Annotated in this window: 11 protein-coding genes and 1 pseudogene; 4 read left to right on the top strand and 8 right to left on the bottom strand. The window is 41.8% G+C overall.

Going from position 1 to position 25,284, the window contains the following annotated elements; all coding sequences use genetic code 11:
* The first annotated feature begins 116 nt into the window (after positions 1–116).
* Entirely contained in the window at positions 117–1,394 is a 1,278-nt protein-coding gene (locus tag EZY12_26445) for an insulinase family protein (protein QSX68107.1), read from the top strand.
* 102 nt (positions 1,395–1,496) lie between these two features.
* Entirely contained in the window at positions 1,497–2,372 is an 876-nt protein-coding gene (locus EZY12_26450) for a fructosamine kinase family protein (GenBank protein ID QSX68108.1), read from the top strand.
* 416 nt (positions 2,373–2,788) lie between these two features.
* On the opposite strand, the gene EZY12_26455 is transcribed toward EZY12_26450, so the two are convergent.
* The 8 genes and pseudogenes from EZY12_26455 to metH all read right to left on the bottom strand — a co-directional run bounded on the left by EZY12_26455 (position 2,789) and on the right by metH (position 21,589).
* Positions 2,789–6,907 carry a DNA-directed RNA polymerase subunit beta'' gene (locus EZY12_26455; GenBank protein ID QSX70846.1) on the bottom strand — a complete coding sequence of 1,373 codons (4,119 nt, stop codon included), beginning with the start codon at positions 6,905–6,907 and terminating at the stop codon, positions 2,789–2,791.
* Between the two features lie 121 nt (positions 6,908–7,028).
* On the bottom strand, positions 7,029–8,921 hold the full coding sequence (locus EZY12_26460) for a DNA-directed RNA polymerase subunit gamma (protein QSX68109.1): 1,893 nt from the start codon (positions 8,919–8,921) through the stop codon (positions 7,029–7,031).
* A gap of 253 nt (positions 8,922–9,174) precedes the next feature.
* On the bottom strand, positions 9,175–12,513 hold the full coding sequence (gene rpoB, locus EZY12_26465) for a DNA-directed RNA polymerase subunit beta (protein QSX68110.1): 3,339 nt from the start codon (positions 12,511–12,513) through the stop codon (positions 9,175–9,177).
* A 1,033-nt stretch (positions 12,514–13,546) separates the two neighbouring features.
* A complete protein-coding gene (locus EZY12_26470; GenBank protein ID QSX68111.1) occupies positions 13,547–14,332 on the bottom strand; it encodes a TatD family hydrolase in 786 nt (261 codons plus the stop codon).
* A gap of 56 nt (positions 14,333–14,388) precedes the next feature.
* Entirely contained in the window at positions 14,389–14,676 is a 288-nt protein-coding gene (locus EZY12_26475) for a 30S ribosomal protein S20 (protein QSX68112.1), read from the bottom strand.
* A 1,249-nt stretch (positions 14,677–15,925) separates the two neighbouring features.
* Positions 15,926–16,093: pseudogene (locus tag EZY12_26480) on the bottom strand (DUF4351 domain-containing protein).
* Between the two features lie 116 nt (positions 16,094–16,209).
* Positions 16,210–17,940: a WG repeat-containing protein gene (locus tag EZY12_26485; GenBank protein QSX68113.1), complete on the bottom strand. Its 1,731-nt coding sequence runs from the start codon at positions 17,938–17,940 to the stop codon at positions 16,210–16,212.
* Between the two features lie 127 nt (positions 17,941–18,067).
* A complete protein-coding gene (metH, locus tag EZY12_26490; GenBank protein ID QSX68114.1) occupies positions 18,068–21,589 on the bottom strand; it encodes a methionine synthase in 3,522 nt (1,173 codons plus the stop codon).
* 316 nt (positions 21,590–21,905) lie between these two features.
* Here metH and EZY12_26495 point away from each other — a divergent pair, with 316 nt between their 5' ends.
* Together EZY12_26495 and EZY12_26500 are read left to right on the top strand one after the other, a co-directional pair.
* On the top strand, positions 21,906–22,649 hold the full coding sequence (locus EZY12_26495) for a phosphoribosylaminoimidazolesuccinocarboxamide synthase (protein ID QSX68115.1): 744 nt from the start codon (positions 21,906–21,908) through the stop codon (positions 22,647–22,649).
* 50 nt (positions 22,650–22,699) lie between these two features.
* Positions 22,700–25,114: a BamA/TamA family outer membrane protein gene (locus EZY12_26500; GenBank protein QSX68116.1), complete on the top strand. Its 2,415-nt coding sequence runs from the start codon at positions 22,700–22,702 to the stop codon at positions 25,112–25,114.
* Positions 25,115–25,284: the final 170 nt, after the last annotated feature.

Consider the following 25,284-nt stretch of genomic DNA (forward strand, 5'->3'; position numbering starts at 1 on the left):
TTGCATTAACATTAACGTTCTACTGAATACTAACAGTTTAGAGATGACAAGGGTTACACCACCTCTGAAAGTTGTAAGATAGAACAAGTAACATAGCTCTTCACTCACCACAAGCGATGACATCAACTCTGCTGAAATTTCCCCGCCTTAATGCACCCATGCTTCACCACTTACCCAATGGTTTAACTATTATCGCCGAACAAATGCCAATAGATGCGGTTAATCTTAACTTATGGGTAAAAACTGGTTCAGCAATGGAGTCAGATGCTATTAATGGCATGGCTCACTTTTTAGAACACATGATTTTTAAGGGGACAGAGAAACTAATTAGTGGTGAATTTGAACGCCGTATTGAAGAGCGCGGGGCTGTAACTAATGCTGCCACTAGCCAAGATTATACTCATTACTATACCACAACCGCCCCTAAAGATTTTGCAGAATTAGCACCTTTGCAAATAGATGTTGTCTGCAATCCTAGTATTCCTGATGATGCTTTTGAGAGAGAACGTTTAGTAGTTTTAGAAGAAATTAGACGCTCTGAAGATAATCCCAGACGACGGATTTATCGTCATGTTATGGAAACTGCTTTTGATTTTTTACCCTATCGTCGTCCCGTACTCGGACCTGAAGCAGTTGTTTCTCAAGTGAAACCGCAACAAATGCGAGATTTTCATGCTCATTGGTATCAACCCCAGTCCATTACAGCAGTCGCTGTGGGGAATTTACCAGTAGAAGAATTAGTAGAAATTATCGCTGAGGAATTTAATCAAAATTATCAACAAACAACCAACAAACTGACACAAACAGCAGTAATTCCTGAACCTGCATTTACAGAAATAGTCCGCAGGGAAGTTGTTGATGAAACTCTCCAACAAGCAAGATTAGTAATGATTTGGCGAGTACCTGGATTAATGGAATTAGATAAAACTTATGCACTTGATATTTTAGCAGGAATTTTAGGGCATGGGAGAACATCTAGATTAGTACAGGATTTACGGGAAGAACGGGGATTGGTATCTTCAATTTCTGCGAGTAATATGAATAATTTATTGCAAGGTGTGTTTTCAATTTCTGCTAAATGTGATGTAGATAATTTAGCGGTTGTGGAAGCAGGGATAATTCAACATCTTCGCAGATTACAAACAGAATTTGTCAAAGAATCAGAAATTGCTCGGATCCAACAAGGTGTCTCCAATCGGTTTATTTTTGGGAATGAAACACCAAGCGATCGCGCTGGGTTGTATGGTTATTATCAGTCATTAATTGGTGACTTAGAACCAGCTTTTAATTACCCCCAATATATTCAATCACAGACAGCAACTGATTTAATGCAAGCTGCAAAAGATTATATTTCCCCAGATGCTTATGGTGTCGTTGTCATCAAACCTATTTAGTCAGTGGTCAGTGGTCATTGGTCAGTGGTCAGTGGCAAAAACAGGAACTATTGACAACTAACAACTGACAACTAACAACTGACAACTGACAACTAACAAACTATGATTTGGACTGAAATTGATACGCATATTAGCCAAGTTACTGGCAAAAAATTTGTAAGTCAGCAGCATTTATCTATCAGTGGTGGATGTATTAATCAAGGTTTTGCTGTCAGTGATAGTAAATTGACTTACTTTATTAAACAAAATCTTGCTTCTCAAGTGTCAATGTTTGCAGCCGAGATGCTTGGTTTACAGCAAATGTGTAGCACGGGAACTATCCGCGTTCCCAAACCACTCTGTTGGGGAATTACAGGCAATTCTAGCTATATTGTCATGGAATGGCTAGAAATGACAACTGGTAACAATAAATCTTGGCAAGAAATGGGACGCAAATTAGCAGCAATGCACAAAACTACTAGTAATCAAGGTTTTGGCTGGGATATTAATAATACCATCGGTTCTACACCCCAAATCAATAACTTCTCTAATTCTTGGATTGAATTTTATACTCAAAACCGCTTAGGTTGTCAATTTAAGTTAGCAAAAAAACGCGGTGGGAGTTTTCCATTAGCAGATAAGTTATTAGCAGCTATTCCCGAATTATTAGCCAATCATCTAGTTCAACCCTCTTTAGTACATGGAGATTTATGGGGAGGAAATGCAGGTTTTACTATTGAAGATGAACCAGTAATATTTGATCCTGCAACTTATTTTGGAGATAGAGAAGTTGATATTGCTATGACAGAACTATTTGGAGGTTTCCCACTAGCTTTTTATCAAGGTTATGAAGAAGTATATCCTTTAGAGAAAGGATATGAACAAAGGAAAACATTATATAATCTGTATCATGTTTTAAATCATTTTAATTTATTTGGTGGTGGTTATTGTTCTCAAGCTAATCGGATGATTGAGAAAATTTTAAAGTCGGAACTATGATTTATGTGATTTATTTGATGAAGATGATTAATGAATCACACAAATCACACAAATCATAAAAATCATAGTTCAGATGGTAATTGATGTGATTTATTTGATGAAGATGATGAATTCATCACACAAATCACACAAATCATAAAAATCATAGTTCAGATGGTAATTGATGTGATTTATTTGATGAAGATGATGAATTCATCAAATAAATCACACAAATCATAAAAATCATAAAAATCATAGTTCAGATGGTAATTGATGTGATTTATTTGATGAAGATGATGAATTCATCATCCAAATCATACAAATCACACAAATCATAAAAATCATAGTTCAGATGGTGATTCATTAATCACACATGATTTTTGATAATTGACAATTGATAAGGAATAATTATCAATTGTCAATTGTTTGACTAGATTTTATTCATCATCAAAATCATCATCATCATTATCATCGTCTTCTTCTTCTTCCTCAAAATCATCATCTTCTTCGATCACAAGGTCGCTAATTTCATCAGCAATCAGATCATCATCATCATCTAAAATCAGTCGTTCTCCTATTTTGCTACCAAAACCACCTTCTACTATTCCCGGTGCATCCAGATTATAGAGTTTTGCTGTGCGGTCATCTAACACCATATCTAATGGGTCATCAACTTCATCCAGCACACCAATACCCATATCTGTCACGTAGTCATCAATCACCCCTACTTCCTCGTAGGTATTGTAACCAGTACCAGCGGGAATCAAGCGACCAATGATCACGTTTTCCTTCAAGCCTCGCAGCCAATCAGATTTACCCTCAATAGCAGCTTCAGTTAAGACCCTGGTGGTTTCTTGGAACGATGCCGCAGAGATAAAGCTGTCGGTGTTCAAAGATGCCTTAGTAATACCCAACAGCATGGGCGTGTATTCCGCTCTAGCTCCACCTGTGATGGACATAGCTTCATTCACCTGCTCCACCTGCCGTAGTTCCACCAACTCACCCGGTAACATCGTCGTATCTCCACCGTCATCAATCCGCACCTTGTTTGTCATCTGCCGGACGATAACTTCGATGTGTTTATCAGAAATCTCAATTCCCTGGGACTGGTACACCATCTGTACTTCGTTCACCAAAAAGGTTTGTACCTTCTGCAAAGCGTGACTTGCACAGGCATAGATCCCATCCTCCGAGCCTAAACTGAAGAATATTTCTAAGATTTCGTGGGGATTAGAGGGTCCATCAGTTAGTGGTTGCCCAGCTACTATGTGCGCTCCGTCAGGAACAATCAGGTTTTGCCCAGGTCCAAGAGGATAGTCTGTTACCGTACCATTAGCTTCGACTATTTTGATAGAGTAAGCCTCACGGGTAATGGATGTTATCTCATCGCCATCACCATAAACTACCTTCACCTCTCCCGGACGACGGGCCAAAATACAAGCTTCCTTGGGTTTACGAGCTTCTAGCAACTCCTCAATCCGAGGCAAACCTTGGATAATGTCTCCAGTCTTGGCTCGTTCAAACACCAACAACACTAAGTTATCACCCCGTTGCACTAAGTCGCCATCTTCCACTTGCAGCACCGCTCCAGGGCTGACTCGGTAAGGACGACCAATCCGGAGAGTGATAGTGTGTGATAATTTATCCGTTGTCAATTGTCCATTGTCCATTGTTTTGGTACTGGCTGCGGATAACTGACCACTGACCACTGACACCACTTGCCCGGACTCTGCTGCAACAATACCAGTAGCGATTGTGCTACCTTCTACTACTAAATCCCCTGTTTTCAGATTGGGAAGGACATTGGTATTGACGGTAATTAAATCGTTGGGTCGCAATACCAAACAACGGCGTACGGTTTCTGAACCCTGTTGTACACCGCGGACAATTCCCCCTTCCTTACACAAAATCTTTGTGCGGGCAACTACAGATCCTGGATCAATGGTGTCACCATCAACAACTTCCAAGTTGGTTTGGGTGCTACCTTGGGTCGCATCTGCTGTAATATCGCGCCGGACTACCAAAGATTCCAAAATCACCAACTGTAACCGCTGAATTTCTGCATTTTCGGAGTCAGTAATTAGTTCTATATCCGCTGCCAAAGGTGAAGCCCCGTGTTCTCCCTCCGTTTCCTGTTCGATCTCCAATACTATCTGTGTCCGCAGCAGTTCGACTCCCTCCACAGACTTAACTCGTTCTGAATCTTTGTAGGGGATTCTTTGCACTGCCCGCAGTTGAATCGAGCGCCCTGTGTGCTGACTCACTGAAGTGGTAGCAGGGACATCTGGGTGAGTTGGCACAGCAAATTCCACCACCGGACGACTCAGCAGCCCTGGACCTTCTGGAGTTTCTACGTACTGGATATACCGTAATTCCGTAGCCACCATGCCTTGTAGTTCTTCTCCCGGTTGTAGGAAGGTATTGTCATGAGCGATCGCTGTCTCTGGATCATCTACCATTAACAGTTCACCGGGTTTAATCACCACCTCGCGCAAAATGTCGTTCTTCTGGGTAACTTCTACTACCCCACCAGTGTGACAAAAAATGTCTTTGACTACTTCTGTCCCCGCTTCCACAAGCTGACCATCTTCTACCAACAGCAAAGAAATATCCTTGTTAACTTCGTGGGTTTCTTCTGGTATCCAGAGCAGCGTCCCTCCCTGCACTACTTCATATCCTAACTTGGCTTTGCCCTTCTTCTGTACCTCCACTTCAGCAAACTTCAACAAGCCTCCAGAGGTAGTCCGGTACTGGTCATCTATCAGTTCTGCCACTACTTGACCATTCTGTACCTTAGTCCCTGGTGTCGCCCGCAGGTTGAATTCTGACACAGAGCCGTTGGTAGGATTGGTGGTGGTAATTAGGTAGTTATTGCGCCCTTGGGAACTATGCACGCTAATTTCTGCCTGGTCTAGCACCACAGAAGCGGTAATAATCTCAATTTCTCTAGTAGCTTTACCGGGAATCGCCTCTGGCAACCGCACTACCCCACCATGAACAGTGGTCAGTTTGGTTTCTGCCAATACTCCATTGGTATCAATGGCATCGCCATTTTTGACCATCAATTCTGCACCGGGGAGTAAATTATAAACGTCTCCCGACAGAATCCAAATCAGTCCCCCTCTCGATGCTGTCACCGTCGTGTTGCCCTGCCGGTCGGTTTTTTGTTCGGCGACGACATCGGCAAACTTCACCTCTCCAGCCAAGCCTGTGAGTACGTCTTTAACGGCTTTTTCTGTATTAGTTCTGGTAGTTCTACCCCCCAGTGCTACCTCTGCCACTAAGTGATCTGCCAATACCTGCTGACCATTGTGAATATACAGGGTTGAACCTTGGGTAACGGCAATTTCTTGACTTTCCCCTGTCCCCTGCTTTTTATCACCCTCAACCATCAATGTGCCGTTGGCTTCCACATACAGCGCGTCTTCACCATGGCGTGTTCGATAGGGACGGGTTTGTAGTTTGCGGGGAATCTTCACTGTTCCTGACACCTTAGAACGCACCTGTTGCGCTACTTCCCCCGTAAATACGCCCCCGGTGTGGAATGTCCGCATGGTCAACTGGGTTCCTGGTTCACCAATACTCTGAGCGGCAATAATCCCCACAGCTTCTCCCAAGTCCACCATCTTCGCGTGGGCCAAACTCCAGCCATAGCAATGTTGACACACGGAACGGGCAGCTTCACAGGTCAAGGGACTGCGGACTGTAACGGTTTGAACACCAGATTTTTGAATTGCGATCGCCAAATCATCATCAATCGGGGTATTCCGGGGGGCAATCATTTCTCCTGTGACTGGATGCACCACATCCTCACCCACGACTCTGCCCATTAACCGGGTTGCCAGTTTAATTAAGATCTTGCTCCCTTCCACCATCGCCCCGATAGTTAGCCCTTTGTTAGTGCCACAGTCAAACTCCCGCACAATCACATCTTGGGAAACATCCACCAACCGTCGGGTTAAATACCCAGAGTCCGCTGTCCGCAGTGCTGTATCTACCAGCCCTTTCCGCGCTCCATAACTAGAAATAATATATTCTGTAACCGTCAACCCTTCTCGGAAATTAGTTTTAATCGGTAAATCAATAATTTCCCCCTGGGGATCTGCCATTAGTCCCCGCATTCCTACCAACTGCCGCACCTGGGAAATATTTCCCCGCGCTCCTGAGAACGCCATCATATAGACGGAGTTGAGGGGATCTGTTTTTTGGAAGTGAACTACTACCTCATCCTTCAACGCCTCGGAGGTACTGTTCCAAGTATCAATTACTTTTTGGAAACGTTCCACTTCAGTAATTTCCCCCCGTTGATATTTTTCTTCTGTGACGAGAATTTCTGTCTCTGCCGCTTCTAGAAGTTCTTTTTTGGAAGGGGGAATCATCAAGTCATCTACGCTGATAGATACCCCGGCTTTGGTAGCATAGCGGAAACCCAATTCTTTGAGTTTATCTGCCATTACCGCTGTCCGCGCTGTTCCATAATGGGTAAATGACCAAGAAATTAAATCTCTCAATTTACTCTTATTTACCACAAGATTGCGAAAAACTGCTTTAGTCATAATAGTCATTAGTCATTAGTTATTAGTTATTAGTTATTAGTTATTAGTTATTAGTTATTAGTTATTAGTCATTAGTTGCTTTTCCTTTACTAATGACCAATGACTAATGACTAATGACTAATTAGGCATCTATGGCTTCCTGAATAGCTTGGTTATAAATCGCTCGTCCAGGGGTCGTATAAATGTACTGAGAAAGCAAATTTCCCTGGCCATCTTCTCGGACACGCCGGAATTTATAAATCAGTGTCCGACTGTTGAGTTTGCCTTTACTATCTTTGTCTTCAATGATTTCTAAGGGTTCTGTATCCGGTTCCCCAGAATCAATTTCCCCATCAAAGCGGACGTAAATATAGGCATGAAGCTCCACTTGCTTGGCTTCATAAGCCATAATCACATCATCCAAAGATGAAAAATACTTCCCTGCGCCCTTCGTCGCTTTGGGATTTTCCGCAGTCAGGTAATATGCTCCCAAAACCATATCTTGGCTAGGAGTCACAATTGGTTTACCGGTCGCTGGGGAGAGAATATTATTAGAAGCCAACATCAATAGCCGGGCTTCTGCTTGACTCTCCAAAGATAGGGGGACGTGAACCGCCATTTGGTCACCGTCAAAGTCAGCGTTAAAAGCTGGACAGACCAAAGGATGTAGTTGAATAGCTCTTCCTTCTACCAAAATGGGTTCAAAGGCTTGAATCCCCAAACGGTGCAGAGTCGGCGCTCGGTTTAACATCACCGGATGCCCTTCTATCACTTCTTGCAACACATCCCAAACACTGGGGTCATTGCGAGAAATCAGTTTTTTGGCAGCTTTGATATTATTTACCATGCCCGAACGAATCAACCGATTGATGACAAAAGGCTGAAACAGTTCTATGGCCATTTCTCTAGGTAGTCCGCATTGGTGGATTTTCAGATTTGGACCGACGACAATGACGGAACGTCCTGAATAGTCAACCCGTTTCCCCAATAGGTTTTGCCGGAAGCGTCCTTGTTTACCCTCGATAATATCCGACAGAGATTTGAGGGGGCGGTTATTTGCCCCGACTACTGTCCGTCCGCGACGACCATTATCTATCAAGGCATCTACCGCTTCTTGCAGCATCCGTTTTTCGTTACGGACAATGATTTCTGGGGCGAGAATTTCCTGAAGTCTGCCTAAACGGTTGTTACGGTTAATTACCCGGCGATACAAATCGTTTAAATCGCTTGTAGCAAATCTCCCCCCATCTAACTGCACCATAGGGCGCAAGTCGGGAGGAATGACGGGGATAATTTCCATTACCATCCATTCTGGTTTAGAACCGGTGGCGATGAAGTTATCAATTACCCGCAGGCGTTTAATTAATTTGGCGCGTTTTTGTCCCTTAGCTTTTTCGATTTCTTCTCGCAGGGTTTCCGCTTCTTGCTCTAATTTAATATCTGCCAACAGCCGCAACAAAGCTTCTGCACCAATACCAACTTCCACACCCTCCAGCAAAGAATCTTCACTATAGATAGCGTCTTCGATTTCTAGCCACTGATCTTCGCTCAGGAGTTGTTTATAACTCAAGGTATCGGCGTTACCAGGTGCTAAAACACAGTAGGAATTGAAATAGACAATTTGCTCTACATCTCGCAGAGGCATATCGAGGAGAATGGCAATATAGCTAGGAATCCCTTTGAGATACCAGACGTGGGCCACTGGGGCAGCTAGTTTAATAAAGCCCATGCGGTGACGACGGACACGGGATTCCGTAACTTCAACTCCACAGCGCTCGCAAACTATACCTCTATGGCGAACTCGTTTGTATTTACCGCAATGACATTCCCAATCTTTAGCTGGTCCAAAGATGCGCTCGCAGAACAAACCATCCATTTCTGGCTTCAGCGTCCGATAATTGATAGTTTCCGGCTTGGTAACTTCACCTACAAGTTGTCCATTAGGCAAGGTACGTTCACCCCATTGGCGGATGCGTTCTGGGGAAGCTATACCAATTTTTACGTAGTCAAATTGATTATTTTGGGGAGATCTCATGAGAATTAAAAATTAAATAAGTAGTAGGGGCAATCCCCCTGTGGTTGCCCCTCTTGTGGAGTCACCGTAGGGGCAATCCCCCTGTGGTTGCCCCTCTTGTGGAGTCACCGTAGGGGCAATCCCCCTGTGGTTGCCCCTCTTGTGGAGTCACCGTAGGGGCAATCCCCCTGTGGTTGCCCCTCTTGTGGAGTCACCGTAGGGGCAATCCCCCTGTGGTTGCCCCTCTTGTGGAGTGGTTGCCCCTCTTGTGGAGTCACTCTTCCCCTTCCAAGGACTCACGGGAGAGTGACTCGTAGGTTGGTCTAGACGGAGTGCGACGAGCGGCTTGGTCTGCCATTAGGTCTACTTCCACATCCAAAGAACTACCATCTGCTTGGGTTTCCACCTTGTGGACGGCAATATCTAAGCCCAAGGATTGCAATTCTCGCATCAACACCTTGAAGGATTCGGGTGTACCAGGGCGAGGAATAGCTTTACCCTTAACGATGGCGTTGAGAGCTTCATTCCGCCCTTGCATATCATCGGATTTGACTGTTAACAGTTCCTGCAAGGTATAGGCTGCTCCAAAAGCCTCCAATGCCCAAACTTCCATTTCTCCAAATCTTTGTCCACCTTGTTGAGCCTTACCACCCAAAGGTTGTTGAGTTACCAGGGAGTATGGTCCTGTGGAACGGGCGTGAATTTTGTCATCAACTAAATGCACCAGCTTGAGCATATAGGCGACACCGACGGTAATGGCCCGGTCAAATGGTTCGCCTGTGCGACCATCATAGACCATGATTTTGCCAGCATTGTCGGGGTTATATATCCAATCTTTGCTGGTTTCGTCTCTAGCTTCTTGGAGTTTGCCGTGAACTAGGCGACGGGAAGTTTCTTCCCCATACATTTCATCGAAGGGAGTAATTTTAAACCTGACTCCTAGGTTATGACCTGCCCAACCCAGTAAACATTCAAATACCTGACCGACGTTCATCCGGCTGGGTACACCCAAGGGATTGAGAACTATATCTACTGGTGAACCATCCGCCAAATAGGGCATATCTTCCGCTGGCAGGATGCGGGAAATAATCCCTTTGTTGCCGTGTCTTCCTGCCATTTTGTCGCCAACTTGGATTTTGCGTTTTTGGGCGACATAAACCCGGACGACCATATTTGCCCCTGGTGGCAGTTCATCACCTTGTTCGCGGGTAAATAGTCTGACATCAACTACCCGGCCTTTTTCACCATTGGGGACGCGGAGGGAGTTGTCACGGACATCGCGGGCTTTTTCACCAAAGATGGCTCTGAGCAGTTTTTCTTCTGGGGGTTGGTCTGATTCACCTTTGGGGGTGACTTTACCAACGAGAATATCCCCAGCATCTACCCAAGCCCCAATGCGGATAATGCCTTGCTCGTCCAGTTGTCTGAGGGCATCTTCCCCGACGTTGGGAATTTCTCTGGTGATTTCTTCCGGTCCGAGTTTGGTTTGTCTGGCTTCGATTTCGTATTTTTCGATGTGGATAGAGGTATAGACATCTTCCTGTACCAGGCGCTCGGAGATGAGAATTGCGTCCTCGTAGTTGTAACCCTCCCAAGGCATATAGGCGACAACTATATTTTGTCCTAATGCCAGTTCTCCGCCTTCTGTGGAAGAACCATCTGCTAATACTTGACCAGCGACGACTTTTTCGCCAATTCTCACCAATGGTTTTTGGTTTAAGCAGGTATCTTGGTTAGAACGCTGGTATTTGGAAAGTTTATATTTAAGTTCTTGTCCTTTCTCAATGGGTTGGCTACCACTGGCGGCAGACAACTGACCACTGGCGCGGACACGAATTTCTGTGGCATCAACATATATTACGTCGCCATCAGTCCGGGAAACTATCACCATCCCGGAGTCTCTCGCGGCTTGGGCTTCTAAACCTGTTCCCACTAAGGGGCGTTCTGGTTTTAACAGTGGTACGGCTTGGCGTTGCATATTAGAACCCATGAGCGCTCGGTTAGCGTCATCATGTTCCAAGAAAGGAATCATGCTGGTGGCAACTGAGATAATTTGCACTGGGGAAACTGCCACATAATCCACCTGTTCGGGGTTGGTGGTTGTCCAGTCTTGGCGATAGCGAACTGGAACTGATGGTCCTTTGATGTAACCGTTTTCATCTAGGGGAACGTCACCGGTTGCTGTTCGCAGGTCGTCTTCTTCGTCTGCTGTCATGTAGACGGGAGCAACATTGAATAAGACTTTGCCGTTTTCTACTGCTCTAAAGGGTGTTTCTAGAAAACCGTAGAGGTTAACGCGGGCATGGGTAGCTAATGAACCAATTAGTCCGGCGTTTGGTCCTTCTGGTGTTTCAATGGGACATATCCGTCCGTAGTGGCTGGGGTGAATATCTCTAACTGCAAAACCGGCTCTTTCTCTGGTTAAACCGCCTGGTCCCAAGGCACTGAGGCGACGTTTATGGGTCAATTCCGCTAAGGGGTTGGTTTGATCCATGAACTGACTTAGTTGGCTAGAACCAAAGAATTCTTTGATAGCTGCTACTAAGGGTTTGGGGTTGACTAGGGATGCGGGGGTAAGAGATTCAGCATCGGATACTGTCATCCGTTCTCGAATAATTCTTTCTAACCGATTTAAACCTACTCTGACTTGGTTTTGCAGTAATTCCCCAACGCTTCTGACTCGGCGATTTCCGAGGTGGTCAATGTCATCTATACTGCCGATGTCGTATTCTAGATTAATCAGGTAATCAACGGCGGCTAGAATGTCCCCAGGGGTAAGGACACGCATGGTGTCGGGGGCTGATAGGCGAAGTTTTTTGTTGAGTTTATAACGACCAACTTTTCCGAGGTCATAGCGTTTAGGATCGAAGAAGCGAGAGTCTAAAAGCTGTTGTCCACCTAAGACTGTAGGCGGTTCACCTGGACGAAGTTTCCGATATAATTCCATCAGGGCTTCTTCTTCGGAAAATTGCCCTTCTTTTTCTATGGTTTTTTGGAAGTATTCTGGATGGCGCAGGGCATCAAAGATTTCGTTATCTGATAAACCCAGGGCTTTCAGCAGTACCTGTGCTGACAGTTTACGGGTTTTATCTATCCGTACCCAAACTAGGTCATTACGATCTGTTTCAAATTTGAGCCATGCACCCCGGTTGGGAATTAAACTGGCGGAATAGGTCCGTCTGCCGTTTTTATCAATTTCTGATTTATAGTAAACTCCTGGCGATCGCACGATTTGATTAACAATGACGCGCTCGGCTCCATTGATAATAAATGTGCCTCGATCTGTCATCAAGGGCAAATCACCAATAAATACTTCTTGTTCTTTGATGTCTCCTGTTTCTTTGTTCAGCAGACGGGTAGGGACATACATTTGCACTGCATAAGTGCTGTCTCTCCGCTTGGATTCTTCAACGCTGTATTTAGGTTCTTTGAGTTTATAATTATTGCCCAAAAAGTGCAGTTCTAGTTTGCCAGTGTAGTCTGTAATTGGACTAAAGGAGTTCAGTTCTTCTACTAGCCCTTCTTCTAGAAACCAGCGAAAGCTAGAACGCTGAATTTCAATCAAGTCGGGTAATAGAAAGGCGGATTCCATGTATTTATCGTCGTTAGTCATGCCTTTACCTTTATCAACCTGGTTAAACTTTTAAGGAAGCCGAAGCATAAGAGTCTGCCATGAAGGCTTTGTGCTAAAATATAGATTCATAGAGAATGAAGTCTATCTGCTCAATAGTCTATTGCTAGGTTTCTGACTGATAGCTCTTTAGTAGCGTTAGCCATAAAATTTCTTTCTACTTCACACTTCTTCATCCCTCACACCTCACATTTTCTACCTAATACTTGTTCCTGACTGCAAGATCCCAAAACTGGGGATTCCGCCATAAGTCCTAATCCCAGAATAATGTAGTGTTTCGTAGTCAATATTAGGGAATATTTTCCTGCTATTAACGTTTGCGGTCGGTTTGACCAGTCCTTATTTCTAAGTAAAGTTTGCTTCAACCTAGTTATCTAAGCTTGTTAAGGTAAAGACACTTTCCTTTCGGAATGTTTAATCAGTACCGACAGATCATGGAACTAGCGAATCCCAAGGTGTCATGACTTAAATAACGTTTACCCTTTGACGACGCTTGTGGGTGGTCTGGTTCACATCTAATCCGTATTAGTACGTTTTAGAATGATCCCAGAGGAGGAAATAATTGCCACAACGTTGCGTTTGAGCGGCAACTATGGATTGGATATTGCTATGATTGTCTAGATCAGACAATTACTTTTAACGATTTTCTTTATTGTTTGATATACGAAAGGATTGCTGTTTTCTGGCTTTGGTGGTTTTTTCTAGTCAACCGAGGTGGCCACTGCTGGTTATCTATTGAGAGCATCCGTTTGTAGAGATTTAAGAGGATGGGTAGACAATTTTGGATTTTAGATTTGGGTCGCTTCGATTTGTGCAAACCAGCTAAAACCACAAATTCCCAAGCCGGCTAATATCATGTTGATAACAGCACAAATTGAGTTTTAGGAGTTATTATCTTTCCTTTACTATTATGGCTTGACCTAAATGTTTTGGAGTGATTAATTCTAGCACATTTTTATCCTCCAAAAGGATCTTATGAGTTAAATCAGCGCTAATGGTAAAGATTTGATAATCGTTATAATGATAGACTGAATAATCTACAGGCATTTTGGGTGGTTTTCTGGGCAATTTCCTCTATTGTTTCTCCTCGTAGCTGTGCTAGTGCTGCCGCTACATAGCGAACATAAGCAGGCTCATTGCGTTTTTCACCACGTTTAGGAACAGGTGACAGAAATGGACAATCTGTTTCTATAAGTAAGCGATCGCTATCTACCATTAAGGCTGAAGCTTGAATAGTTTGAGCATTTTTAAATGTCACTATGCCGCTAAAGCTAATATAGAAACCTAAATCTAGAAACCATTGGGTTTCTTCTGGTGTCCCTGTCCAGCAGTGCATGACACCCCGTACCCTTTCTCCATGCAAATTCCGCCATTTTTGCAAGACATCTCTCAGATCGGGTGCAGCATCACGACAATGAATAATCACTGGTAAATTCAGTTCACAAGCGATCGCTAATTGTGATGCAAATACCTGATGCTGATGTTCATAATTATCTGCTTTGTAAAAATCCAACCCCATTTCCCCAATAGCTACTACTTGGGAATTGGAACTGGCCAAAGACTTGATTAGACCCGCTGTTTGGTCATCCCACTTATGAGCATCTAATGGATGCAGTCCTACAGCAAAGCTAAGTTCAGGGAACTGCTGTGCTATTTGGCTAATACTCGCAAATTCTTGCGGGTGAACACAGGAATGAACTAATCGCACTACTCCTGCTTCTTGCCAGCGAGAACGCACTGCGGCCAAATCTGGCTGGAAAATGTCAAAGTTAATATGTACGTGGGTATCTATGAGTTGCATGGCTGGTCATTTGTCAGTTGTCAATGGTAAGTAGGAAACAAACCACTGACTATTGACTAAGCTGTAAGGGTTTTCTGTTTATGAGCCAATCTTGACTTTTTTCTCGCCCCATTGTTGGGATGAAGTACGCCAGTTTTTACAGCTTTATCAATTTTGCTGTAAGCTTCAGACATTCTCGTTTCCACTTCTTGTTTGAGTTCGGCTGTCGGATTAGCAGCACAAGCTTCCACAGAACTAAAGTATTTCTTCATCAGCGTTTTTACGGCTGATTTATACGCTTTGTTACGCAGTCGGTTTCGTTCTCCGATTTGAGCGCGTTTAAGAGCAGATTTTGTATTCGCCACAGTAATTCCAAAAAAGACTATTAATTATGTACACACACTACTAGGTTTAATAAATATAGCATGAATTTCGCTAATGTTATAATTTTTAGGAAAAAAATATTTTTAGGCGTTCAGTTAGACATTCGTAGGGTTTTACCAGTGCTAAACCCCTACCCGCATATTTGTGTTAAAACTGCGATACTTTTTAGCGCAATCATCCAAACTGTGTACAAATTGTAGAAATTTCCTATTACCATAAAATATCTCAATTGTCAATAGATAATTTTCTAGCTATCAAAAAACATCATCCAATTTTCCCCAAAATAGTTTGAGTAAGTCATTATTAATTGATTAAGTTTTGTATTATTTTTCCGTTAATATTCCTGAAATAGCTATGAATAAAGACTTCTGCTAATTCTTATTTGAGTAAAATCGCAAAATGCATATAATAATCCAATTATGAATTTTGAGAAAATTATAGCAAATCGCTGAAAGTATTGCAAGATCGTTAGTTAATAAAAATAATTCTCAATTAATTATTAAGAAAATATAAAGAGGAATTTGTAAAAGTTATAAATTTACAAACCATTTTCGATTTATGATAAGTTTTACTTATTTATAGTTTGCTGAAAGAAAGGAAAAGCGTTAATAGATAAAGGTCTACAGAGTTTTATCAGCAAACAGCAGAAATAATACAAGATTATCCTAGTAGTCTGTCAAATAAATTTTGACGGATAAGAAACGAACCACGAAGGCACGAAGGACACGAAGGAAGAAGGAAGAAGGAAGAAGGAAGAAGGAAGAATCAAAATGGCAACGAATGAACCCGTCAATTAGTTCTTGACAGACTACTAGTTATTGAGTCGTCTTGAGACGACTTTTGCTATGAGACTGGGAATTCATTCCCAGTTGGATTTTACGTTAAGTTGACACCAATGAAGCTCTTGCTTTACCCCTACCCACTTAAATCAAATAATTAAGCCGTTTTGAATATACATTGAGATTTATAATAGAGCTAGACTTGGCAGACAAGGAGGGAAAGTGGACAAGAAAGAAAAACAAAGAAGAATTAAAACTGATTAATTATCCAAAACGTTGGCTAATTGGTAATAAGTGATGATTACTCCCACAGGGAACATATCGGGCAGAATTTTCCGGTTCTTTCTCTTCAAACTCCCTTGTCTACTTTCCTTCCTTGTCTTCCAAGTCCAGCATAAAAACCAATTCTAAAAAACCTACACTTGTCAGGCGAGTCCTTAATCATTAATATTTAACCCTCAAAAATAACTTGATTATTCAACCAAGTAACCAAATCAGCTTTACTGGTAAAATCTAACAACGCTAAACCTAAATTCTCCAAATCTTCCACAGATAACTTATTAATTTTTACCTGTAAATCTTGACTAATCCCACCCATACGTCGTTCCAACTGACGCATTACAAGATTTAACTCGGACTCATACCAGACTATGATTAATGGTCAAACTGTATGCTGATGAAAACTTTCCCCTAGAAATTGTTCGACAATTACGGCTGATAAAATATGATTCTTGCCTAATAAATAAATCTTCCCTTTTTGTCTATATAGCGTTCTTGTTCACCAATCTTAACTCGTGCTAGACCTTCAGAAAAATTATCACCATTATCAAATTGAGGTGGTATAATTAATTGTCCATTTTTGCTAATATAGCCATGTTTATTATCTATCCTTACCATTGCTAAACCTTCGGAAAAGTCCCAAGCAATATCAAATTGAGGTGGTATAATTAATTGTCCATTTCTGCCAATATAGCCATATTTATTATCTATCCTTACCATTGCTAAACCTTCAGAAAAGTCCCAAGCGATATCAAATTGAGGTAGAATAATGAACTGTCCACTTTTACCAATATAGCCATATTTATTATCTATTTTTATCCTTGCTAAACCTTCGTAAAAGCTGCAAGCATCATCAAATTGAGGTGGGATAACGAACTGTCCACTTTTACCAATATAGCCATATTTATTATCTATTTTTATCCTTGCTAGACTTTCACAAAAGTCCCAAGCATCATCAAATTGAGGTGGGATAACAAACTGTCCATTTTTGCCAATATAGCCATATTTATTGTCTATCTCTACCATTGTTAAACCTTCGTAAAAGTCTGAAGCATCATCAAATTGAGGTGGTATAATTAATTGTCCATTTTTGCTAATATAGCCATATTTATTATCTATATTTACCATTGCTAAACCTTCGGAAAAGTCCAAAGTAAAATCAAATTGAGGCGGTATTAACAACTCTCCCATTGTATCAACATAACCATACTTTTTACCAATCCTGATTACTGCCATACCTTCAGAAAAATCGTCAGCACTATCAAATTGGGGTTGAATAACTACCCGTCCTGTCTGGTCTATATAGCCATACTTATCACCAATCTTGATAGGATGTAGTGAAGTAATAAGAGATTCTGACGGTAAACCAGCTTGCTTTAAAGCTTGCAATACTTCATGAGCATCTGTATATCTATCCTTGTAATGATATCTGACCATCTTGGTGAGAATATCTGCCAGTGGTTCACTTATTTGAGCTTTTTCTCTCCAAATAATATCTAGTGTGTTGGAATCTCTTCGTAATTCGTGAGGTGATATTCCAGTTATTGCTTGAATTGCTGTCATCCCCAGAGCATAAATATCACTGCATAATTTAGGATGTCCATTAGACTGTTCATTTGGCATATAACCGTTAGTACCAATTGGAATAGTGCTGCTTATTTTTCCTTGAGCATTTACTTCCAAAGTGCTGATTTCTTTAACTATTCCAAAGTCAATTAAAACAATTTTATTATCAGAATAACGGCGCATTAAATTTAATGGCTTGATATCCCGATGAATAACATTTTGTTCATGGACAAAACTTAGCACCTCCAAAATTTCTTCTAAAAGGTGAATTACCTCAGCCTCACTACATTGTTGACCTGAAGTTATTTCATTACTCAAGTCATGTCCATCAATGTATTCTTGAACAAGATAAAATTTTCTATTTTCCTCAAAAAAGTCGTAGAGTTCAGGAATTTGGGAATGGTTTTTTCCCAACTTGAATAAGATTGCTGCTTCCTTTTTAAATCTTTCTTCTGTATTGATTTCTGGTGTCGGAAGTTTGATAAGTTCTTTAATAACACAGTTATATTGCGGAGTAACAGGCAGATCAACCGGGTATTCAGCTAAATAGGTTTTGCCAAAACCCCCTTTTCCTAACTCCTTGGTAATTTTGTAACGCCGTCGTAATGTTTGCCCAATCATAATGATACAGAAGCATTTATGTAAATTTTGGCATAACTACGCTACAAAAAACAATTAATTATTGACACTTTGCAGAATTAAATTAAAATTTATCCCCCTCCATCACAAAACGAAGGGGGATAAAACATTAAGCCGTGAAATACTTAGCCGCAGGGTGATAAGTAATAATCGCCGTTGTAGACTGTTCAGGATACAATTGCTCACTTTCATCCATGTGCATCTTCATCCTATCAACCCCCAACAACTGCAACTGCTTAAACTGATCTTGGATATTCGGACAAGCAGGATAGCCGAAACTATACCGAGAACCTTGATAACGCTGCGCCAACATATCCCGAATATTATCCGGTTCAGAATCACCAAAACCTAACTCCCGGCGGATTCTAGCGTGAGTCCATTCCGCCAAAGCCTCCGCTACCTGTACAGCCATACCATGAAAATACAGATAGTCAGTGTATTTATTATCGGCAAATAGCTTTTGTCCAAACTCTGTGGCAATTTCCCCCACAGTCACTGCTTGCATAGGAAAAACATCAGTAATTCCCGACTGCTTTGGTGAAAAGAAATCTGCAATACATAATCTCTTAAAAGACTTCTGACGGGGAAACTCAAAACTAGCAACCTGTTTTAATTGACTTTCTACATCATATATATGTAGATTATTTCCCTCAGATTGACAAGGGAAATAGCCATAAATTACTTGAGGATGTAATAAATTCTCCTCAATAATGCGCTGTTTCCATTCTTCTAAAACTGGATAAACCTTCTCACCTAAAAACTCCTGATATTCCTCCTTAGATTGTTCCTTTGGTTTGCGGAATTGCCATTGTCCAGCTACCAAGGCTTGCAAATCTAAATACCAGAATAATTCCTCCAAAGAAATATCATCAGGTTGTAAAAACTGCGTTCCCCAAAAAGGTGGATTTGGACGTTCAATATCTACCGCTACCGCTTCAGAACGCCGAGTATCTTTTTCTTTTGGTTCAACAGGTGTTTTATCTTTAACAGTATTATCTACTGTTTCTTGATGTCCATTAGTTGATTCTGCAACTTCATCCAAAAATCCCGTTGAATCTTCCCAATTACCTGCTGTTTTTGCAGGCATTAACTTATCCATAAAATGCAAATCAGAAAACGCATCTTTGCCATAAATAACCTTACCTTTGTAAGCATTTTGGCAATCTTGATTCACAAACTTAGGAGTTAAAGCTGCACCACCTAAAATCACAGGAACAGAAATTCCCTTTTCATTAAAAGTCTGTAAATTCTCCTTCATGAAAGCGGTAGATTTTACTAACAAACCACTCATGGCAATACAATCAGGTTGATACTGTTCGTAAGCTTGAATGATGTTTTCTACAGATTGCTTAATTCCCAGGTTAATCACCTTATAACCATTGTTAGATAAAATGATATCTACCAGGTTTTTCCCAATATCATGAACATCACCTTTTACCGTCGCAATTACAAAAGTTCCTTTCGCATTATTCCCAGATTCCGACTTTTCCATGAACGGTTCTAAATAAGCAACCGCAGCTTTCATGGTTTCGGCAGATTGTAATACAAAAGGTAATTGCATTTGTCCAGAACCAAACAATTCACCCACAACTTTCATCCCATCTAACAAGAAAGTATTGATGATTTGTAAAGGAGGATATTGTTCTAAGGCATTGGTCAATTGGGTTTCCAAACCAATGCGTTCACCGTCAATAATATGCCGTTTCAAACGTTCTTCAATTGGTAAATTTTCATCAATTCCCGTATTTCGTTTAGTTTTGACTCCGGCAAAAATTGTGGTCAGTTCTCCCAAAGGATCATAAATGCAGACATTACCATCAAATTTACGTTCATCATAAATTAATTGCCGACAAACTTCTTGATGTTGCGGTTCAATCTTAGCCAGTGGTAAAATTTTACTCGCGCTGACAATTGCTGCATCCATGCCCGCGTTCATGGCTTCATGCAAAAACATGGAGTTGAGAACCATCCGCGAGGCTGGATTTAAGCCAAAGGAGATATTGGAAACGCCCAACATGACATGAGATCCAGGTAATTCTTGACGAATGCGCCGAATTGATTCAATGGTAGCTTTACCATTTTCTCGATCTTCTTCAATTCCCGTAGAAATAGGTAGAGCTAAAGTATCAAAAAATATTTCTGTGGGAGCAATGCCATATTCCACAGCTTGACGGTAAGCACGTTGGGCAATTTGAAACTTTTTCTCTGCTGTCCGCGCCATACCATCTTCGTCAATTGTCCCAATAATGACACCAGCACCGTATTTTTTAGCTAATTCTAGGACTTTTAAAAATCGGTCTTCGCCATCTTCATAGTTGGTAGAATTGAGTAAACACTTACCACCAGCTACCTTTAAACCCGCTTCCATTTTTTCCCATTCGGTGGAATCGAGCATCAAAGGTAAAGTGATATTATTAACAACGCGGGAAACTAATTCGTGCATATCCCGCACGCCGTCACGTCCCACATAATCAACGTTAATATCAAGGATATGCGCGCCTTCTTTTACCTGACTCCGCGCCATTGAGACTAAACCATCCCAATCTTCGTCGTTGAGTAAATCACGGCATTTTTTAGAACCACTGGCGTTAAGACGTTCACCAATAATTAAGAAAGAATTTTCTTGATCGTAAGGTTGAGTAGTATAAATTGATGCGGCTGACGGTTCTAAACTTGGCTGTCTAACTTTCGGTTTTAAGTCCTTGGCCATTTCCGCCAATTGTTGAATATGTGCTGGTCGTGTCCCACAGCAACCCCCAATCACTTGGACACCTAAATCTTCGATAAAGTGCATTAACGCCATGCGTAATTCTACAGGCGTTAGTTTGTAATGTGCTTGACCGCCAACATTTTCCGGTAAACCCGCATTGGGAATACAGGAAACTACAAATGGGCAATGTTCTGATAAATACTTGATATGTGGTTTCATCAAGTCGGGACCAGTGGCGCAATTTAAGCCGAGAATATCAATGGGGTAAGATTCGAGGATGGTAACTACAGCGTTGATTTCTGTGCCTACCAGCATTGTTCCCATGCTTTCCATAGTTACAGAGACCATTAAGGCTCTTCGTTCCCCTTTTTTGGCAAAAACTTCCTCAATTCCATTTAAAGCAGCTTTAATTTGCAGTACATCTTGGCAAGTTTCCACAAGGAATAGATCCACGCCACCATCAAATAAGGCTTCTGCTTGTTCAGCAAAAGAGGCTTTCATGGTGTCAAAATCAATATGTCCCAAGGTGGGGAGTTTGGTAGTAGGTCCAATGGAACCAGCCACAAATCGGGGTTTTTCCGGGGTGGAAAATTCCGCAGCCACACTTTTGGCAAGTTCGGCGGCTTTCTTCGTGAGATAGTAAGCTTGGTCTGCGAGGTCGTATTCTGCGAGAACTATGGACATAGAGCCAAAGGTATCAGTTTCAATGACATCAGCGCCAGCAGCGAGAAAATCACGGTGAACTTTGGCGACGGCTTCGGGTTTAGTATGGACTAGATACTCGTTACAACCTTCATATTGTGCGCCTCCAAAGTCTTCAGCGGTGAGGTTTTGGGTTTGCAGGTTTGTACCCATTGCCCCATCAAAGACAATTACGGGACGTTCTGGACTATATAGGTGTTTGAGAAAAGGATGGGTCATAATTGTGTAAAAAAATAGAGTTAGTTTGGTAATCCTAGACTTAATTTATGATCCGTTTACAAAAAAAGGTAGTCTAGTCTTGATTGTTGCGTATTATGCAGTGATGTGATCTGACTGAATAACCACAATTGAATAAAATAGTAAGGGACTTCCAATTAAAAAAATACCCAAAAATTTCTTAGTGCGGGCCGAAAAGTCCCCTAATCATCAAGGACGGGCAAGATGCCCATCCCACAAAATTGGGTAATTTATTTTTTGGTGTTCCCTAAAACTTTCAGATTTAACCAGTTCATTCCCGAAAACATTATCTACTACCATGTCTGTTAATTCTAAACTCTACGAAGGCAAAGCTAAAATTCTTTACGCAACAGATGATCCAGAGGTTTTGTTGGCTGATTTTAAAGATGATGCTACAGCCTTTAATGCTCAAAAACGGGGCAGCATTGCCAATAAAGGCATGATTAACTGTAGTATATCTAGTCAACTGTTCCAACAATTGGCAATCCAGGGGATTAAAACTCATTTTATTGATAGTCCAGCCCCCAATCTGATGCGAGTCAAAGCTGTAAAAATTATCCCCTTAGAAGTGGTGGTGAGAAATATTGCTGCTGGTAGCCTATGTCAGCAAACTGGGTTAACATTAGGCACTGTGTTATCACGGCCTTTGGTGGAATTCTATTACAAAAATGATCATTTAGGTGATCCTCTCCTGACAAGCGATCGCTTATTTCTCATGGAATTAGCCACACCGGAACAAGTTGATCAAATTACTCATCTTGCATTGGAAATCAACAAATTTCTCCAGCAGTTTTGGGAAAAATGCCAAATTACCTTAGTGGACTTTAAACTTGAATTTGGCGTGGACTCACAACAACAAGTGCTTTTAGCTGACGAAATTAGTCCCGATACCTGTCGTTTATGGGACATAGCAGAAACTGATACTAACCGTCGAATTATGGATAAAGACCGTTTTCGTCGTGACTTAGGAAACGTAGAAAATGCCTATCAGGAGGTTTTACATCGAGTATTAAAAGTAGTAGAAAGCGACAAAATTGAGTAAGTATTTTTCCAATAACTAACGAATAATGGTGTGTGGTAGTCAAGAGCAATATGATTAAAAAACATTTAACACCTGGATTAGTGGCCATGGTAGCCATGACAGTCCCTTTAGCCATTTCTATCCAAGCAAATGCCCAAACTGCTGATAGTCAACCCCAGACAACAGTAGTTTTGACAGAAGAAACAAACCAGCCAGAAAAACAGAATTTTGTCAAAAGCGATGCTACTGAAAATCTGGCATCTCATTCCCTAGTAGCACCAATAGTGGGAGCAAGAGAATCTAATCAATTTTCTCCTCTTGTTAAAGTTTTAACGCTTAATTCGGCAGCACGAGATCAGGGATCTGTGGTTGTGCCAAACTCCACAATAGTTCCTACTACAGCCCAAATTCCCGCGGCTGAATCTAGCCCAGAAAAACCAAATCCTTCAACAGCAGCGCCAACAACAGTCAATAAGCGTCCTGTTGTCCCCAAAAGAACAATAGTTCCCCAAAAGACACCAGTTCCCCCAGCAGAGACTACTCAACCTCCTGCCGCTGAATCTGGTCAAAAAAACCCAAATCCTTCAACAACAACACCCACACCATCCCCCAATCCAGAAACAACTGAAGCCCGCGTTTTGGTATCCGAGGTAGTTATCAAAACGGAAACAGGACAAGTTTCTCCTGAACTCGAAACCGAAGTTTATAAAGTAATTCGCACCCAAGCCGGACAAACAACAACCCGTTCTCAACTCCAAGAAGATATCAGTGCGATTTTTAAAACTGGGTTTTTCTCCAACGTCCAAGCATTTCCCGAAGATACCCCTCTTGGTGTTCGGGTCAGTTTTGTGGTTGTCCCCAATCCCATTCTCTCTAAAGTAGAATTAGAAGCCAATCCTGGTACGGGTGTAGCTTCTGTACTTCCTGCTGCCACAGCCAACGAAATATTTAGTAGTCAATATGGTAAAATTCTCAACTTGCGGGAATTAAATGAGGGAATCAAGCAATTAACTAAACGTTATCAAGACCAAGGTTATGTGCTGGCAAACTTAATTGGAGCGCCTAAAGTTTCCGAAAATGGCGTTGTCACCCTACAAGTAGCAGAAGGGGTTGTCGAAAACGTTAAAGTCCAATTCCGTAATAAAGATGGTGAGACGGTAGACGAGAAAGGCAACCCGATTCGCGGACGGACAAAGGATTATATTATTACGCGGGAATTGGAATTAAAATCAGGAACAGTATTCAACCGCAATACAGTGCAGAGAGATCTAGCACGAGTATATGGATTGGGGCTTTTTGAACCGCCAGATAACGAACCGATATCCCTTGCGCCTGGTAGTGACCCTAGCAAGGTAAATGTGATAGTCAATATAACTGAGCGGAGTAGTGGTTCTATTGCCGCTGGGGCAGGGATTAGTTCTGCCAGTGGTTTATTTGGAACTATCAGCTATCAGCAGCAAAATCTGGGAGGAAGAAACCAAAAATTGGGGACAGAAGTACAGTTAGGAGAACGAGAACTACTATTTGATCTGCGCTTTACTGATCCTTGGATTGCTGGTGATCCTTACCGGACTTCATATACAACTAACATTTTCCGTCGTCGTTCTGTTTCCTTGATTTTTGAAGGTAAAGACAAGAGTATTGACACCTTTGATCCTAATAATATTACGGACACAAGTCAGCAAGATCGCCCCCGCGTTACCCGGTTAGGTGGTGGTGTGACTTTTACCCGTCCCCTTTCTGCCAATCCTTTCAAAAATTCCGAGTGGGTTGCTTCCGCTGGACTACAGTATCAACGGGTATCCGGTCGTGATGCTGACGGTAATCTGAGAAAGGAGGGGGCAATATTTGATGGCAATGGGAATATTATCAGTAATAAAATTCCTCTCACTCTTTCTCCTTCGGGAGAAGACGATTTATTACTATTGAAGCTGGGCGCACAAAGAGATCTCCGCAATAATTCCCTACAACCCACAAATGGTTCTTACCTCAGCTTTGGAGTTGATCAATCTGTACCTATAGGCACAGGTAGTATTTTTATGACTAGGTTACGGGGGAACTATAGTCGCTATCTACCGATAAAATTGATTAATTTCAGCAAAAAACCCCAAACTTTAGCATTTAACCTGCAAGGAGGGACAATCTTTGGCGATGTACCTCCCTATGAAGCCTTTACTTTGGGTGGTAGCAATTCAGTTCGGGGTTATGATGAAGGTAGGTTGGGTACTGGTAGTAAGTATATCCAAGCTGCTGTTGAATATCGCTTTCCTGTTTTCTCGGTTGTCAGTGGCGCACTATTTTTTGATTATGGTAGTGACTTGGGAAGTAGTACCCAAGCTGCACAATTATTAAATAAAAGTGGTAATGGCTATGGCTATGGTTTAGGTCTGCGGGTACAATCTCCACTTGGACCAATTCGCATAGATTACGGTATCACTGATGAAGGTGATAGTCGGATCAATTTTGGGATTGGGGAAAGATTTTAAGTTGGTCATTAGTCATTGGTCATTGGTCATTGGTCATTAGTCATTGGTCATTGGTCATTGGTCATTGGTCATTGGTCAGTGGCAATCTGACTTCTTTGCTTTAAACTATTTTTCAGACAAGATTCATCAGGGTTTCTACTCAAGACGGGATATGAGCAATATTAACTATA

This window comes from Dolichospermum sp. DET69, assembly GCA_017355425.1.
Taxonomy (GTDB): domain Bacteria; phylum Cyanobacteriota; class Cyanobacteriia; order Cyanobacteriales; family Nostocaceae; genus Dolichospermum.

Excerpts from the sequence above, each read along its gene's own strand:
- rpoB (QSX68110.1), bottom strand. The coding sequence starts at position 12,513 with ATGACTAACGACGATAAATACATGGAATCCGCCTTTCTATTACCCGAC.
- metH (QSX68114.1), bottom strand. The coding sequence starts at position 21,589 with ATGACCCATCCTTTTCTCAAACACCTATATAGTCCAGAACGTCCCGTA.
- EZY12_26500 (QSX68116.1), top strand. The coding sequence starts at position 22,700 with ATGATTAAAAAACATTTAACACCTGGATTAGTGGCCATGGTAGCCATG.
- EZY12_26460 (QSX68109.1), bottom strand. The coding sequence starts at position 8,921 with ATGAGATCTCCCCAAAATAATCAATTTGACTACGTAAAAATTGGTATA.
- EZY12_26485 (QSX68113.1), bottom strand. The coding sequence starts at position 17,940 with ATGATTGGGCAAACATTACGACGGCGTTACAAAATTACCAAGGAGTTA.
- EZY12_26450 (QSX68108.1), top strand. The coding sequence starts at position 1,497 with ATGATTTGGACTGAAATTGATACGCATATTAGCCAAGTTACTGGCAAA.
- EZY12_26445 (QSX68107.1), top strand. The coding sequence starts at position 117 with ATGACATCAACTCTGCTGAAATTTCCCCGCCTTAATGCACCCATGCTT.
- EZY12_26495 (QSX68115.1), top strand. The coding sequence starts at position 21,906 with ATGTCTGTTAATTCTAAACTCTACGAAGGCAAAGCTAAAATTCTTTAC.
- EZY12_26470 (QSX68111.1), bottom strand. The coding sequence starts at position 14,332 with ATGCAACTCATAGATACCCACGTACATATTAACTTTGACATTTTCCAG.
- EZY12_26455 (QSX70846.1), bottom strand. The coding sequence starts at position 6,907 with ATGACTAAAGCAGTTTTTCGCAATCTTGTGGTAAATAAGAGTAAATTG.